Source organism: Salipaludibacillus keqinensis, from assembly GCF_003226325.1.
Classification (GTDB): Bacteria; Bacillota; Bacilli; order Bacillales; family Salisediminibacteriaceae; genus Salipaludibacillus; species Salipaludibacillus keqinensis.
In genome coordinates this window covers 140044-156693 of sequence record NZ_PDOD01000003.1, presented here as the reverse complement: position 1 = coordinate 156693, position 16650 = coordinate 140044, and the positions used below count along the sequence as shown (strand labels likewise).

Genomic DNA, 16650 nt, shown 5'->3' with positions numbered 1-16650 from the left:
GAAAGTCTTTCGATAGGGAGTTGATCCAGCCCCCTTCCTTTCATTTAGATCAAGAGATCTAAATGAACAGAAATGAGATCGTCAAACGATTATAAATATATTAAGAACCTACATTATTTCCATTTATATATACTATCGTTTATTCTTGATCTCCTACCTCAGATTCATACTGAGTTTAAAAAAGGAGGTGCTCCATTGAGTATGAAGCCATAATTGAATTGCATTTTGGATAACATATTAAAATACGAAGAATACATGCAGGGATGCCTCAACAACAACTGGTTGATACAGACCCTGCTGAGATTATAAACAAAAACGATAGATAACAGAAGCTCCCCAGATCCCCTCACTTTAAGTATAAGAGACGAAATCGTGATCAATAACCACCTATTCTTTCCTAATCTTTACGATGAAATCAACTACTGGAGGTAATTGTTCATGAATGAGCAAGTTCACTCGCACTACATTGATGAAAATACCGTTGCCCCCGTTCCATCCTATCGATCTGGTTCTTTTACGTTAGTCGTTAAAACGAACAACAAACGCTATGTAAACTAAAAGCATTGGACATTGTGAAAGCATCCTGTTAAACTGGATGCTCCAGTTATGATATCCGACGAGAAGCCGCTATGTATCGAACAGGCATAAAACATAAAGTCCCCATCGGGTATTATCCTTAACAAGGCTTCTTCACCTTTCCCATCATGTCTCCCACCCATTACGACTGCTATTGGCTCAGCTATCACCATGTTTAAGATATCCTAAAAGTAAAAGGACAGCCTCGACAATGTATCATCCGATTCATCTTAACGTTTGCACCGTATACAGAATGGGATGGTGCATAAATAAAATGGTTCACCTAATGACGGCATGCCTCAAATACTATCATAAAGCCTAGAATGTTGGAATCAATATAAGCATGAGGATTCTCAAGACTATAACGAACTCCTACTTGAGCTGCTAAATTAATGACAACGTCTATTTCTCCTTCATAAAAAGTAAAAGAATCGAATGGAAGAAGGATTTCCAAACGATCCCGTTTTAATTGTGTATCATAGTAATCATTCACATTTTCATATTCGGTAACTATATAACCTTCTTCTAGTAAACTGTTTTATAAACGCATCCCGGCGAAACCGGCTACACCAATAACTATCCGGGAAGTGACAGGCATCATGTCTTTAGACTTAGAATAAGATCATCCATATTCTTGTTATGATTACATCGCTTTAATCACTATTTTTATTCTCATTAAACAGATACATAATCTGTAAGAGATTCACTTTTTCAATTCTACTAAAATCATTTGAATGCATAACTTCATCCATGTTTTTCTCGTTAAAAATCTTTGATATATTTTCAAAACCTGTCGCATTCTTATTAATTTCATCCGTCCAATCTTCCATTTCCATAACAAGTGACCATTGTCCCCATGATTTTTGATTACCTTTTATAAAACCTATTCTCTTTGCTGATTTTCTGTATAAAATAACCAAAAATGATACAATCAAGTTAACCTTCCATGAAAAATAAGGAAGTCGTCCATCACTATGGACTTTCCATTTTGAACGCTTTAAATAAGGTTTAGCTACTTTATGGAATACTCTTCTATTCAATTTCCACTTTTGTGAGATCGATGCACTAGTTTTTACAACTTCCTTTGTCATAAACGGTTCATAACTTTTAAACAAACGCCTGTTTGTATGTAAGTTAGCAATATTCTTATTCATTGAACTTGGCCAAATTTCAAACCATTCATACGACGACTCCACCCTAAAAGTTTTTACATAATTTAAATGATTTTCATGACGTTCTTTTAAATCTTGAATTATTTCTACGTTAAACCAACTATTATTGTGAATTCTATCTATAGATGAGTTCCCAGGTAATTTTATTTGTGGGATAAAAGGGAAAGAACCAGTCCCTCTTACTTTATTAATATGAGAACCTTTCAACAAGGCATCGGATAGTAATCCCCCAAATACAGCATCATATTGATTTAGTTTACAACTTTTATGGAATCCAAAAGAGTGTGCATGATGATGTTCAGCACCACCTCCGATCAAGTCTACTGCTGGTGCTAGAATGTTTAAATAATGAAGTTTATCACGAGTTGATAATATGAAATTCGCACCATATATTTCCGCAATCTCCTTCGCTTTTTTCCCCTCAATGTTCATTTGGTCTAAAAATATATATGCATTTCTTGAGTTTCCTTGAAGTAAAGCAGCCAATAACCTTGAATCCTCACCCCCACTTATAAATTGGGCAATTTTATCACTATGACTAACTATCTTATTGGTATAGCTATTCAAACCATCTTTTATGTATTTTGTGGCTTGCTCTAGTGAATTAAACCTGTTTATTTCTTGAGGAGTCCAATAATATTGGGATTGAAAAATTATCGAACCATTCTCTCTAATACTATGTATAGATGAAGGATTGATCTGATAAATACTTTTATAAATTGTATAAGGAAAAGTCACTGTCCCTTGTAAAATGAAGTCAGTGACTGAAACTAAATCAACATTCGATTGTACCCTGTGAGTCTTTGCGAGCAAATCAACATGTGTTGATAAACTTATACTCGAAGAGTCTTCATATTTATATACAGGTATGAATGACATTAAATCTGTGAAACAAAGTACTTCGGATGTTCGTTTATTTATAATGAGCACTACAAATGGCCCACTAAGATCTTCATCCCATTGAATATTATTTTCTAGCCATCTATTAAAAATAGCCTGTGTACCTTCTTTAGATAATTTATTATTAATAAAAGTGTTATCTTGAAAATATAAAACAGGCCCACCAATTACAACAGAAAGATAATTTTGATTTTCATATGGTAAAAATCCATTATAAAGATTTTGATTAAGAATTAGACTCCCCCAATCTCCACTAAACTTATAGACATTTTCTAGTGGGTCAGGATATATAAAACGAAAAGAATTCTCTATAGAAAGCAAATTCAGACTTTGATTAGAGTAAATAAAATCACTCATAATTACCACGTCCATCTTTTTTATATATTAAATCAAGTGCATGTCTAGTTGCATAATAATACGCTTCATTTCTTAACATATGCAATAAAAGAATATCTTTATTAGTACTTTTTCCTCTAAGAAAATTTAATAACCGCTTAATGCTTGTTAAAAACTTTCCATCATAAGGAATGGGTGATAATGAAAAAGTGATTTGTCTTTTAATCAAACGATGATAAATTTCTAATGACATTCTGTTGTGAAGAGACTCATATTCTTCTTCTAATTTATAATTTAACTTTTCAACATTAATCTTTTCATTCTTTTCCGATAAGACTACAGTATCATTTTCTTTGTGGTGACATACTATTTCAAAATCAATACCCTTATCTCTATCTAACTTCAAAATAACTGAGTAGGAGTGATCCTTTTTATCAGTATATTTTTTTGAATCGAAATAAAAATTACCCAGACTATAAAAAATTAATGAACTTTTATATTTTTCATAACCTTGTGGTACATGTGGGTGAGACCCTATAACTGCATCCACCCCTATATCACATAAATACTGGTATCTTATTCGCCACTCTTTTTGCGGGATACTGTAATGTTCTAACCCTGCGTGTGATAATAATATGACAAAATCACACTCTTTTTTTAACGTTATTGTTGTGCGGTCTATTTCAGGATGGTTAATCCAAGCATAACCGGGTTCATCTAAACTCGAGTTCAGGTCTTTCACTCCAAAATGTGCTTCACACGCATTTATAAATCCAACTTTTATACCATTAATTTCTTTAATTAACGGTTTATAAGCATTTTCAAAGTTAAGTCCAGCCCCAATAAAATCCAATTTATTATTTATTACCTCATCAATAGTTGCGCTTAGTGCAGGAATTCCATAATCCATAATATGATTGTTAGCTAAACAAAGCATATCAAAACCTTGTTCTCCTAATCCTCTAATCGTTTCTTTCCTTTGATAATGATGAGGTCCTGATTTTTTTATTGGATTCCAATCCCCTTCAATGGGGGCTTCAAAATTACAAATGGCAAAGTCAGTAGTTCTTATTCTCTTTGAGAGGGAATCTTCACAAATATACCCATTACCATTTTTATAATTAACAATATCTCCACATACAAATATACTTGTCATATATATTACCCTTTCTTTTTCATATCAAATTTATTGCTGAAATTTATTGTTATAAAAATTAATAAAATATTTAATATTGCACCAGTTATTCCGTATAATGCAATAGCAACTAAATCGCTTTGGTAAAAATAAAAACCGGCAAAAAGTGCAATTATTCTTGTTAATAATGAAGCAATAGTAAATTTCAAATGAAACCCTTGGGCAGAAAGTACGGGTAGTGCTTTTACACATGGTTTATTAGCAAACATAAATAATAACCATATTGACAACCATCTAGCATATTCACCCGCAACGGTCCATTCAGTACCAAAAACTAAAGTGAATAACCATGGACCAAAAATCATTACTGTACCAAACGGAATTAAACCAATAATAAATAGTATCATAGTTGCTTTTTTTATTAATTTTGTTAAATTTTCATTATTATTTGCTGCTTCGCTAATTCTAGGGTAAAAAACATCACCTACTGCTTTCCCTATTATTTGAGAAGGTATACTTAACGCTGTTCTACCAATCGAAAAAAAACCAGCAGCAGCAGGACCAAAGAAAGTAGCGAGTATTAATACCGGTAAATTTTGAGATGTGGCATTAATTAACTCTTGAGGTGCTCGAAACATAGGAAAATCTCGATATTTCATAATAACTACTTTAAAATTAGTCTTTTGATTTTTGAGTTTATTGAATAACTTATCTTTATTCTTTATCATAACTAAATACATTAGAAACGCTGAAACTAAACTTTTTGCAGATAAAAATAATATTAAAACACTTGCTAAGGGCATTAAAAAACCAGCAATAACCATCCCCCCATAAATAATCAATGGTTGGTAAACCGAAATTTTGGATATAGTAATAAATTCTTTGTTTCTAATTAGCCATTGTCGGAATATTTGGTCTGCACCAGATACTAGTATGATCAAAGGTATCAAAAAAAGTAAGATATCAACACTTTCTATTTGTAATATATTTGCTATATCTTTATAGAATAAAAGCAAAATAATAAATGAACCAAGACTTATTATTATTGATATCTTTATAGAGGCCTTTATTATTTCTATAGCTTCTATCGATTTCTTCGGTAGTACAATTCCAATTGGTAAAGTTAATGCTGCTACAGGTATTACAACAGCTAGAATAGACATAAAAACGCCCATTAAACCATATGCATCAGGTCCGTATATTCTAGTAATAAGCGGCAATAATGAGAGAGTAATTAATTGCGCAATCACTGTTCCAAAAGCAACTACTATCACATTTTTTACGAACTTCTTTTTTAGAAAATTCAATATTTTTTTCATTTTAATCTCTTCTTTTCTGTTATTCTATTATTTATATGCTAACTAACTAAAAATGGTGGTTATATAGTTTAAGCTGACCCTACTAGGTTAAAAGAAGAGCCTAAAATGGTCGTGTGAATAAGAATGAGATGCTTTAAATCTGAATTTCAACTGTTTCAAAAAGCGCTGAATATTCAAGACCCTTGGTATATTTAATACTATTTTGGGGAGTATGAAGACCTATCTACACCAGCGATTATCATGTTCAAATTTTGGAATAGTTCAAACCTAAGTCTACGTTTCCAAGTCCAAACTGTTCTCAGTCAGCGTGGCGGGTGATACCCCACAGTTTGATCAAACTTGGAGGCAAAATGAAAGGTTAGCTAACCAAACACTACAATTAATTTAATAAAACCATGTTAGGTGTCTTTTTAGGACTGACGTATAGGGACCTACTGAAAAGATAACGTGTCGAAATGAATAACTCCAATTGATGATTGTAGATGTTTACTTATCTAGGAAATTGCTAGATTACCTATAACAGTTCCCAATAATTTTTAATCCTAGAACAATGCCACTTTGTTGTCCACACTCTTACGGGTGTTAACTGTAGAGAAGACTTCTCAATACTTCACTTCCACTTTAAAACAGCAAGCATTTGAATAATTATGATTATGACTGATCGAATGAAAGTTATAGGAAAAAATATTTAAGTGGAAATAAGAGAAAATTTATAGTTTTTTAGACTTTATCTCCTGCTTAGTTGGATTTTTTAATGATTGATAAAGAGAGCACTAAACAGTAAAGGTCTTATCAACTAATTAAAAGCTGTTTTATTAGACATCGCGGAAGAATGTGATAGCAGAACCATTAAAAATCATGCTTTTACTTTATCTATAACTACCATTAGTATTTAATACTCTACTACCACCAAAAACCTTCTTTAATTTGTATTTATTTGTAACATATATCAAAGCTATTAGTATCCAAAACATCGGTTGTCTCAAACCTTGATGTGTCAAACCATAAAAATGAACTGCAAACAAAATCAAAACTGTTAAAAATGTAATTTTGCCTAATAAATTATAAAAAAGTAGAACTACAAGTATGAGTCCTATAATACCATAAGTAAAAAAGAACGCTGGTATACTAGCATGAATTTCTCCACCTTCTGGAAACCTATCTAATCCTCCCTGACCGGCTCCTGTAAGCAAGTATTCGGGGTGCTCAAAAATTCTATTATATCTTCTTTCGCTAAAATTGGATTCTGTATCGTATGTTTTAGATTCTAATCTAGTTTGTACATCCTCTATTATATTAATTGAATAATCTGTCTCAGTAATATGAGCATGTAATTGAACCATAATTAATAATATTAAAATGGTTGATATTATACTTTTTTGTCTCGTGTTAAATTTCAAGATAAAGAAATTTAACATACCAAGTGTAAACAGAACTATTCCAGCAATGATTGCTGCACTAGATAAAGAGATAAGAACCAAATAAATTGAAATAAATGAAAAAACTAAAAAGGATTTAAATGAAATTCTATTGATAAAATAAAGAAGGTTAATAAAACACAATTGAAGTAAACTATAATAACCTAGTTGATTAGGGTTATTGAAATAGAGAACAGTTCTACCACTTGTAAATTCACCAGTAATAGCTATTAAAAATTGAATAACTAAACTAATAATTACTCCTAATTTTATATGTTTTAACAAGTTTTCTGTATCAATTCTATTTAGATTAATTATAATTAATAAAATAACAATATTGAATATAAAATAAATTGTGTTCACATTCATGTTAGGAGACGTAAGAATCATACTCCAGATAGCATTAATTACTGTAATAAGTGTTAATATTATTATTGACAGATAAAACCTAATATCTTTTTCAAAATTAAAATATATGATATAAACTATAATTACTACTGCAATAATATAATCTGCAATTTGAGGTAGCCCACTACTAAAAAAATAAAATGGTGCTAATATAAAATAAAGTGAAATTAATATTGAAATTATTTTTGATAAATTAATACTCATATTACCAACTCTTCATTATCTGTTATTTTGTTTTATTAGTAGGTAAAACAAAAAACCTATTGGCTTTGTCATAATTATGATAATTTTATCCTCTATTTTAGTAATTATAAATTTTTCTTTCCCCATCAAGTTTGTTGCGTTAAAATGCATAGCGTTGATAATTTTACGACGGAAACTTGGAATAAGATTCATGATCTGCAATCTATAATACGTGAAGTTATCAGGCGCTATATAGTATTTCTTAAATTTATTTTTTGATATTCCATCATCCATATATTCGACAAATTTTACAGGCTTATTTAATAATAGAAAATCATATTTTTTACTGATCATATAGTATTGATAACTTGGAGGCATATGCTTATTACCTCGAAATACCGGAAACTTATAGTTCTTAATTATTTTTGTATCAAAAAAATAGGCTTTGTCACCTTTCATACTATATTTAAAAATTAAATCAATCCAATTTGCTTGTCGAACTCCATCTGGAAGTGGACTACCAATTATGTTCCCGTCTTCATAAGTGTCTAGTGCAATGAAACCAGCGACTCGATCATTAGACTTTTCGTCCCATAACTTTTTTGCTGTATGAACTGTATCATTATAAAACCAATCATCTGAGTCTAAACAAGTAAACATATCACCTCTTGCTGCTTCCATTCCATTATTTAATGCAATATGCTTTCCATGATTAGATTGATAAATATAATTAATATCAAGCTTGCCCTCACTTATCCATTTATGAACAAGTTCTTTAGTTTCATCAATTGAACCATCATCTACAATTATCCATTCAAAATCATCATTCGTTTGATTTAGTAGACTTTCATAGAGTCTAGGAAGTGTGTATGCGCGATTGTAAGTTGGGGTACATATTGTAATAAACATAAAATCCTCCTCTATTTTATTTTATGCCTGGATACTTCACGACCCCCATGGTATTGTTAGTTTCGTTTACTAAAGACTTATACCAATCAATAGCTTCTTCAATCCCCTTTTCAAAACTCCACTCAGGATCATATCCTAGCATTTCTTTAGCTTTAGATATATCTGCATTACTATGCTTAATATCTCCAGCTCTCTCAGGCCCAAATATTGGTTTCACATCTTTCTCTAACGCTTTACATAACCCGTCATAAATATCGATCAGATACTCTCTGCCACCAAATGCAACATTATACGTCTGTCCAGCGGCCTCATGCGAAGATTGACAAGCCTTTAAATTTGCTTCAATTACATTTTCGATGTAAGTAAAATCTCTGCTTTGCTTTCCATCGCCATTAATTGTTGGCTGTTCATTAGCAAGTAACTGTTTAATAAACTTTGGAATAACTGCTGCATATGCTCCATGTGGATCTTGTCTTCTACCAAATACATTGAAGTAGCGAAGACCATACGTATCAAGGCCATATAATTTTGTATAAAGCCTTCCGTATTCTTCATCTACCTTCTTTGTCAATGCATAAGGAGATAGAACATTCCCTTCTCTTCCTTCTTGTTTAGGAAGCTTCGGTTCATCCCCATACACAGATGAACTAGAAGCATAAACAAACTTTTTAACATCATTTTGCCTAGCTGATTCCATCATATTTAATGTACCTTTTATGTTAACTTCTTCATAGAATAAAGGCATTTCAATACTTCTAGGTACGCTTCCCCAAGCTGCCTGGTGCAGAACATAATCTACACCTTCACATGCATTTATACATGTATCTAAATTAGTGATATCCCCTTCGATAAATGTGTAGTTTTGGTTACCAATGAATATTTCTACGTTCCCTTTTTTACCAGTAGAATAATTATCTATTCCTTTAACTTGATAACCTAATTTAAGTATTGCTTCTACTAAATTTGAACCAATGAAGCCTGCTGCTCCAGTTACTAAGAATGTTGCTCCCTCTGAAAATCTCACATTTTCATATCCCATTTTATAGCCTCCAATATAAGAAACTACGTTCTGCTTCTTGTCGATTAAACATGCCCTTTACGTCTATTAATACACAATCATTTTTTCCCATATCTAGATCAGTTTCCGATGTTGCAGCTACTTCTGCCATCATTGCTTCATGTGTGTCGACTGTTGACCTAAACATCTTCTTTATATCTTCTAATTGTATAGATTTAAACTCCTCATGAGGAACTGCAAAAACAACTGCGTCTACACCTTTAATTTCCTTATCATCATATGGTTCAATAAGGTATTCACGCCAAAGATCCTCTTTGTCTGCAACTGGATCAACAACTTTCACTACTACTCCATACTCTTCTAGCTCTCTTATAATATCAATTACTCTTGTATTTCTAACATCTGGTGTGTTTTCTTTAAATGTAAAACCAAAAATAGCGACTTTCGCTCCCTTTATTTGTTTGTTTGCTTTAATCATCTTTTTTACAGTATTTTCAGCTATATACTTTCCCATATCATCATTAATCTTTCTTCCTGAAAGAATAATCTGAGAATGGTACCCTAGTTGCTCTGCTTTATAAGTGAGATAATATGGATCAACTCCAATACAGTGACCACCTACAAGTCCAGGACTAAAGTTTAAAAAGTTCCACTTTGTACCTGCTGCTTTAAGTACTGCATTTGTATCAATACCCATTTTGTGGAAGATAATGGACAATTCATTCATAAAGGCAATATTAATATCTCGCTGAGCATTCTCAATAACTTTTGCAGCTTCTGCAACTTTTATAGATTCTGCTCTATGAACACCAACATCAACAACTAACTCATATACTTTTGATGCGATATCTAATGTCTCTTCATCCATTCCTGCTACAACTTTTACTATCGTTTCAAGCCTATGTAGTTTATCGCCCGGGTTAATTCTTTCTGGAGAATAGCCTACTTTAAAATCGATTCCACACTTCAAACCAGATTCTTCTTCAAGTATAGGAACGCAAATATCTTCTGTCACTCCTGGATAAACTGTCGATTCAAAAATTACAATCGAGCCCTTTACAAGATTTCTTCCTAAAGTACGACTTGCGGATTTAACGGGTGTCAAATCTGGCGTATGGTCCGAATTGACTGGTGTTGGTACTGCTACAATGTGAAACAAAGCTTCTTTTAACCTCACTTCATCAGAAGAGAAATCCACAGTTGTATTTTTTATAGTTTCGTCTCCAACTTCTTTGGTTGGATCTATCCCTTTTTTATAGAGATCGATTTTTTCTTGGTTAACATCAAAACCAATAATATCAGCCTTTTTTGCAAAAGCTACTGCAATTGGCATCCCAACATAACCTAGGCCAATTAAAGAAATTTTTTCTGTTTTATTAATAATTCTTTCATATAAATTCATATTTGCACTCCTCATTCTTATACAATGTATGTAGATAAGATTCATTATAATTTCAAAGTTTTTGGTAATCCAATTAGTTTAATTTAAAGATAACGTGAGATATATAATAATTAAATGGATTCATTTCCTTCAATATAAACAGTCTTTTTACTTATTTGCCTACTATTATCTATTTTTTGAATTCCATTGATTTCATCAACATAAGCATTGATAACTCTATTTCTATCAAATTCACGCTCTATTTTTTTCCGTCCAGCCACGCCCATTTCTTTTTTTTGTTGATAGGACATTAATATAAAACTCTCTATTGCATTTACTAAGCTGTCTAAATTAGCTTTTTGGAAGCTAATACCGCTAATTTTTTCATCGAATGTTTCAATACACCCAGCTATATTTGATGCGATTACAGGTCTTCCAGTTGAAGCTGACTCTAACAAAACATTCGCCATCCCTTCATGATAAGATGGTAATATTGTTGCATGAGAATTTTTTATAAAATAATGAATATCATTTTGTTTGTGATGGTACTTCACAATCCCTAAATTCTCCAATTTAGATATTTGATTGGCGTAGTCATCTTCCATTTCACCGATTAAATCAAATTGTATAAATGGATATTTGGATTTGAGTTTCTGAGCCGCTAAAAGCAACTCATCTATTCCTTTTGCCTTCATCAAACGACCAATGAATAAAAACTTCAACTTTTTATCAGCTTTTGGGTAATCTTCAAAAGTAAAGCGAGAAACATTTACCCCTGAGCCTGGAAGTAACCTGCTTTTATTATTAATAATTTCTTTATTTATGAACAAATCTTTATTGTCTTTGTTTTGAAAAAAGACACACTCTGATTTTTTTAATCCTATTTTATAAAGTGTCATACTTATTTTTTGTAAGACCCCATCATTTTCAATAGAAGTTCCTAATCCAGTAACATTAGATATATAGGGAATTTTTGCAATTCTACAAGCAATTCCTCCATATACGTTTGGTTTAATAGTGTAGGTTAAGACTAGATCAGGTTTAACTTCTTTGAAAACTTTCAGATACTTTAGTAATAGCTTCATATCAGAAATTGGATTTGTCCCCCGCCTATCTACATGCGATTCAATAAACTTGCACCCTAATTCCTCTAATTGATCTGTATATTCGTCTTTGGGCAATGAAATATAAACTTCTTCAGTCTCTATTAGTTTTTCTAATAATTCTTTTCTGAATTTGAATAATCCCATACCGTAATTAGCTAGAATGAGTATTTTCATTTGTCAGCCTCCTTGCCGGCACCCCTACATAAGTTCCAGGTTCAGTGAGATTTTTAACTACTGTAGCATTTGCTCCCAGGATACTCCTTTGAGTAATACTTACATTATTACTAACTACAGAACCTATACCTATCCACGTTAATCTTCCAATTTTCACAGATCCAGCAGTATTTACTCCAGGGGATATATGAACATAATCTTCAATATTATTATCATGATCTATAGTAGCTCCAGTATTAATAATGCATCCTTTCCCTAATGCAGTGCTACAATTTATCACAACTCCTGCCATCACTACTGTGCCTGATTTGATTTTAACTTCTTCACCAATTACAGCATTAGGATGAATTAATATAGGAAGACTTGCGCCCTCAAGTTCAAGTTTTTCTTGAAGTTTTTCTCTTATTGCATTATTACCAATACCTACGAAGATATCACAATCATTTAAGTGTTTTAATGCATCTTCAGTTTTCCCAATGACTTTAATACCTAATGAGGTTTTGACACTTTCGTCATCATCTAAGAAAGCGACACACTTCCATTTATTCATTTTTAATGCAATGTCAGCAACGACTTTACCATGACCACTAGCACCAATGATCAATAGTTTGTTTTTCATTGGTATTCAACCCTTTCAATTTCCTTTAAATGGCTCCATCGTAACTGATGTATCTGAATTAACATCTTCGCTAGAAATAACTTTTTTTATTGTTAAGAAAATAATTTTCCAATCCCCAACAAACGTGACGTTTCTGACATACCTAACATCATAATCGAACTTTTCTTCCCAACTGATTGCATTACGTCCACTCACCTGAGCAAGTCCCGATAACCCAGGTCTCACTTCATGACGTTTTTTCTGATGATTGTTATACAAAGACAAATATTGAACCAATAAAGGTCTTGGTCCTATAATAGACATATCGCCTTTAAAGATGTTAAAGAGTTCAGGTAACTCATCTAGTGAAGTCGCTCTTAATAACTTGCCAAACTTAGTCAATCGAATACTATCAGATAACAACTCGCCATTTTCATCTTTCTCATCCGTCATCGTTCTGAATTTATACATCATAAATATTTCTTCATTTAGTCCTGGTCGTTTTTGCTTAAACAATACCGGGCTACCTAGCTTCAGCCTTACCAGCAACGCAACCAATACAAGTACTGGACTAAGTGCTATAATAGCAAACAATGATAATGTGAAATCCATTGGTCTTTTTATAAATCTTCTATATATACCGCCTTTAGAAGGGTTCATTATATCACCACAAATTCTTTATAATCTTTACAACTTTCTCTAAATCCTGATCTGTCATTTTCGTGTCTGAAGGCAAACAAACTCCGTTTTCAAATAACTGCTCTGAAACATCTGTTCCTACAAAATTATATTTTTCAAAGTAAGGCTGTTTGTGCATCGGTTTCCATATGGGTCTTGCTTCAATATTCTCTTTCTCCAAAGCTTCCATAATTTCAATGGGTCTAACGTTACCTTTTAGTGTCATGGAACTTAGCCAATAATTTGGCTCATCCCACTCATTTGTCGGCATCATTTCAACACCATCTAAATGTTCAAGTTCTCTTTTATAAAATTGATAGATATATCTCTTCTTTTCAACTCTCTGATCTAATACTTTCAGCTGGCCTCTACCAATGCCTGCAACTACGTTGCTCATACGGTAATTAAATCCTAACTCGCTATGCTGATAGTGACGGGCTGAGTCTCTACTCTGCGTAGCCCAGAACCTCGTTTTAGCAATTCTTTCTTTATTATCAGAAACGAGCATTCCTCCACCAGAAGTAGTAATGATCTTGTTTCCATTAAATGAAAATACCCCATAGTCGCCAAAGGTTCCAGTCTGTACTCCTTTATAATAAGTACCTAAACTCTCGGCCGCATCTTCAATAACGGCCACACCATGTTTATTACATAAATTCATTATTTTATCCATATCTGCGGATAATCCATATAGGTGAACAACAATAACTGCCCTAACATTTGGATACTTTCCAAAAGCTTCTTCTAAGGCTTTTGAGCACATATTCCATGTTTCATGGTCACTATCTATAAATACGGGTGTCGCATTTTGATAAATAATCGGGTTCGCAGTAGCAGAGAATGTAAGAGTTGAACAGAACACAATATCTCCTTCATCCACGCCAGCAGCTCTTAAAGCTAAGTGAAGAGCTCCAGTCCCGGAAGAAAGTGCTGCAGCGGCTTTGGAACCAACTTTTTCTGCTAGCTCCTGTTCAAATCCGTTCACATTTTGGCCTAAAGGAGCAATCCAGTTGGTATCAAATGCCTCTTGGACATATTGCATTTCATAACCTTCATCACTCATATGTGGCGATGAGAGGAATATTCTGTCTGTCATTGTTGAGAACTTCCTTCCATTATTAAATATGCACGTTTTTAGTTTGTTACTACTTTATTGGGTGATTTATTCTTACTTAATCCAACAAACTACTAACCTACTAAATCGCAAATTTATTCTTTTGAATTTATACTTAGTTGGCCAATTAATGGCCAACTAATTGAGAGTTTAAATTACTAATCTATCAATTTCACTTCACTGCACTCAGATTCATTAAACTCTTCACCCTAAACCAAGCAATATCCAATACTCTTCCTCTCAGTTCTTCTGGAGTCATATACTGAAATTCATCAATCAACTGATATATTACATGGACATTCACTGGTGGAGTTTTACCACGGTAAATCATCGGATAGATTTGTTCTTTGTGCACTTCGTCTTCTCCTAGAAGTTCTTCAAACAACTTCTCTCCTGGGCGAATACCTGAATACTTGATGTCGATTTCTTCTGGTTTGAAGCCACTTAGTCGAATTAAGTTTTTCGCCAAGTCGACGATCTTTACTGGCTCACCCATATCGAGCACGAACGTTTCACCACCGTCGGCAATAGCTCCTGCTTGTAGAACTAATCTTGACGCTTCAGGAATCGTCATGAAATATCGTGTCATTTCAGGATCAGTCACCGTTACCGGTCCTCCTGCTTCAATTTGTTTTTTGAATAATGGAATGACACTACCACGGCTTCCTAGGACATTTCCAAATCTGACTGCCACGAACTTGGTTTTGCTGACCATGTTCATATCTTGCACGATCATTTCAGCAATTCGCTTCGTTGCCCCCATCACACTCGTTGGATTCACCGCTTTATCAGTCGATACCATGACGAATGCATAAACACCGGCTTCGTCTGCCGCTTCTGCGACATTTTTCGTGCCCATGACATTGTTTTTAATCGCTTCGTGTGGGTTTCGTTCCATTAACGGCACGTGTTTATGAGCTGCTGCGTGATAGATGACTCGTGGACGATGCTTGTCCATCACGGAGAACATCCGTTTTCGGTCTTGTACGTCAGCAATTTCTGTCTCTATCAATATATCAAGATGTTTCGGTTTTAATTCCATTTCAATATCGTAAATACTGTTCTCCCCGTGCCCTAGTAAAACTAGCTTTTTCGGTTTGAATTTGACGATTTGTCTACACACTTCTGAACCAATCGATCCACCGGCACCGGTGACGAGCACTGTTTCCCCCGTTAGTTTATCGCCGATCTTATCCGTTTCAAGTTCTACTGGTTCACGGCCTAACAAGTCTTCCACTTGAACATCACGCATCTCACTGACTGATACTTTTCCTGACATGATGTCTTCTACAGACGGCATGATTTGCGTCCGTACTTCCGTCTCTGCGCAGGCGGTAAACACTTCGTTTAAATCTTCTTTAGATAAAGACGGAATGGCGATAATAATATGTTCGATCTCTTTCTCTTGGACGACTTGTTGAATTTTATCAGATCGTCCTAAGACAGGAATGTTCATAATCTCTAAAAATTGCTTTGAAGGATCGTCATCAATAAACGCAACTGGGTACAATTCCGATTTTTCACTATTCACTAGCTGTCTAGCAACGAGTGTTCCACCGTTCCCAGCACCGATAATCAACGTCCGCTTTTGATCCAGCTTCGGTTTCAGCTTTTGATCGCGGTACACCCGCCAAGAGAAGCGCGAAGCCCCAATAAGTAGGATATGTAGCATCCACGTGACTAACAGCGTTCGCATGTAGATCGTTTGGAATCCGACCAACTGAATCACCGCTAATGTCGCAACAGACAACGTAACAGCTACGAAGATGGCACTCAATTCCTGTATGCTGGCATAGGACCATACTTTCTTATACAGTTTAAACACATGAGCAAATAAATGATGACTAAAGAATAATGCAATTGAACTAACAAGAATCGCCGTCGGGACCATTTGGGTTGTAGGGATTAACAACCAGTAACTGAAGTAAATTGATAACAAAACAATCAATGAATCTACTAAAACTAACAGTCCTAGTCTCTTTTTATAACTCAATGACGTTTCCCTCCTTCTATATATTTACGTGACAGAACGCTAAACGATCGCTCGCGCGTCGAATTGGAACGAACGATGGTTTAACGTTCTAAATATTGGGGTATTAACTAAAATAATGCACTTATTACATAATAAAACAGGCATTAAACCTGACCTCACACTTCACCAATGGCAACCCCTTGCGCCTAAGGTTGTTCTATTTATAAAACCAACCCACAGCAAAGCCGAGTTC

13 protein-coding genes and 1 pseudogene are annotated in these 16650 nt (G+C 33.7%); 1 reads left to right on the top strand and 13 read right to left on the bottom strand.

Annotated features, from left to right (window positions below):
• Window positions 1–692 precede the first annotated feature (692 nt).
• Window positions 693–755: pseudogene (locus tag CR194_RS20885) on the top strand (competence protein ComK); the annotation flags it as partial.
• A 104-nt stretch (window positions 756–859) separates the two neighbouring features.
• Here CR194_RS20885 and CR194_RS13055 read toward each other — a convergent pair.
• The 13 genes from CR194_RS13055 to CR194_RS12995 form a co-directional block, all read right to left on the bottom strand.
• A complete protein-coding gene (locus CR194_RS13055) occupies window positions 860–1069 on the bottom strand; it encodes a GDP-mannose 4,6-dehydratase (protein WP_233254358.1) in 210 nt (69 codons plus the stop codon).
• Window positions 1070–1229: 160 nt separating this feature from the next.
• Window positions 1230–3005: an asparagine synthetase B family protein gene (locus tag CR194_RS13050; protein WP_110610136.1), complete on the bottom strand. Its 1776-nt coding sequence runs from the start codon at window positions 3003–3005 to the stop codon at window positions 1230–1232.
• Entirely contained in the window at window positions 2998–4140 is a 1143-nt protein-coding gene (locus tag CR194_RS13045) for a CapA family protein (RefSeq protein ID WP_110610135.1), read from the bottom strand. The genes CR194_RS13050 and CR194_RS13045 overlap by 8 nt, the downstream gene beginning before the upstream one ends.
• Before the next feature lie 5 nt (window positions 4141–4145).
• Window positions 4146–5438, bottom strand: coding sequence for a lipopolysaccharide biosynthesis protein (locus CR194_RS13040; protein WP_110610134.1), 1293 nt, complete (start codon window positions 5436–5438; stop codon window positions 4146–4148).
• 869 nt (window positions 5439–6307) lie between these two features.
• Entirely contained in the window at window positions 6308–7468 is a 1161-nt protein-coding gene (locus CR194_RS13035) for a hypothetical protein (RefSeq protein WP_110610133.1), read from the bottom strand.
• A 15-nt stretch (window positions 7469–7483) separates the two neighbouring features.
• A complete protein-coding gene (locus tag CR194_RS13030; protein ID WP_110610132.1) occupies window positions 7484–8356 on the bottom strand; it encodes a glycosyltransferase family 2 protein in 873 nt (290 codons plus the stop codon).
• A gap of 16 nt (window positions 8357–8372) precedes the next feature.
• Window positions 8373–9395, bottom strand: coding sequence for an SDR family oxidoreductase (locus tag CR194_RS13025; RefSeq protein ID WP_110610131.1), 1023 nt, complete (start codon window positions 9393–9395; stop codon window positions 8373–8375).
• 1 nt (window position 9396) lies between these two features.
• Complete coding sequence (locus CR194_RS13020; protein WP_110610130.1) at window positions 9397–10776, bottom strand: nucleotide sugar dehydrogenase; 1380 nt, start codon at window positions 10774–10776, stop codon at window positions 9397–9399.
• A 110-nt stretch (window positions 10777–10886) separates the two neighbouring features.
• A complete protein-coding gene (locus CR194_RS13015) occupies window positions 10887–12035 on the bottom strand; it encodes a glycosyltransferase family 4 protein (RefSeq protein ID WP_110610129.1) in 1149 nt (382 codons plus the stop codon).
• Window positions 12013–12654, bottom strand: coding sequence for an acetyltransferase (locus tag CR194_RS13010; protein WP_110610128.1), 642 nt, complete (start codon window positions 12652–12654; stop codon window positions 12013–12015). Before CR194_RS13010 ends, CR194_RS13015 begins: the two co-directional genes overlap by 23 nt.
• Before the next feature lie 15 nt (window positions 12655–12669).
• Window positions 12670–13293 carry a sugar transferase gene (locus CR194_RS13005; RefSeq protein ID WP_110610127.1) on the bottom strand — a complete coding sequence of 208 codons (624 nt, stop codon included), beginning with the start codon at window positions 13291–13293 and terminating at the stop codon, window positions 12670–12672.
• 4 nt (window positions 13294–13297) lie between these two features.
• Complete coding sequence (locus CR194_RS13000) at window positions 13298–14407, bottom strand: DegT/DnrJ/EryC1/StrS family aminotransferase (protein ID WP_110610126.1); 1110 nt, start codon at window positions 14405–14407, stop codon at window positions 13298–13300.
• Window positions 14408–14597: 190 nt separating this feature from the next.
• Complete coding sequence (locus tag CR194_RS12995) at window positions 14598–16418, bottom strand: nucleoside-diphosphate sugar epimerase/dehydratase (protein WP_110610125.1); 1821 nt, start codon at window positions 16416–16418, stop codon at window positions 14598–14600.
• Window positions 16419–16650 lie beyond the last annotated feature (232 nt).

What these genes read in the sequence shown, in the direction of transcription:
- CR194_RS13050 (WP_110610136.1), bottom strand. Translation starts at nt 3,005, where the DNA reads ATGAGTGATTTTATTTACTCTAATCAAAGTCTGAATTTGCTTTCTATA.
- CR194_RS13045 (WP_110610135.1), bottom strand. Translation starts at nt 4,140, where the DNA reads ATGACAAGTATATTTGTATGTGGAGATATTGTTAATTATAAAAATGGT.
- CR194_RS13040 (WP_110610134.1), bottom strand. Translation starts at nt 5,438, where the DNA reads ATGAAAAAAATATTGAATTTTCTAAAAAAGAAGTTCGTAAAAAATGTG.
- CR194_RS13035 (WP_110610133.1), bottom strand. Translation starts at nt 7,468, where the DNA reads ATGAGTATTAATTTATCAAAAATAATTTCAATATTAATTTCACTTTAT.
- CR194_RS13030 (WP_110610132.1), bottom strand. Translation starts at nt 8,356, where the DNA reads ATGTTTATTACAATATGTACCCCAACTTACAATCGCGCATACACACTT.
- CR194_RS13025 (WP_110610131.1), bottom strand. Translation starts at nt 9,395, where the DNA reads ATGGGATATGAAAATGTGAGATTTTCAGAGGGAGCAACATTCTTAGTA.
- CR194_RS13020 (WP_110610130.1), bottom strand. Translation starts at nt 10,776, where the DNA reads ATGAATTTATATGAAAGAATTATTAATAAAACAGAAAAAATTTCTTTA.
- CR194_RS13015 (WP_110610129.1), bottom strand. Translation starts at nt 12,035, where the DNA reads ATGAAAATACTCATTCTAGCTAATTACGGTATGGGATTATTCAAATTC.
- CR194_RS13010 (WP_110610128.1), bottom strand. Translation starts at nt 12,654, where the DNA reads ATGAAAAACAAACTATTGATCATTGGTGCTAGTGGTCATGGTAAAGTC.
- CR194_RS13005 (WP_110610127.1), bottom strand. Translation starts at nt 13,293, where the DNA reads ATGAACCCTTCTAAAGGCGGTATATATAGAAGATTTATAAAAAGACCA.
- CR194_RS13000 (WP_110610126.1), bottom strand. Translation starts at nt 14,407, where the DNA reads ATGACAGACAGAATATTCCTCTCATCGCCACATATGAGTGATGAAGGT.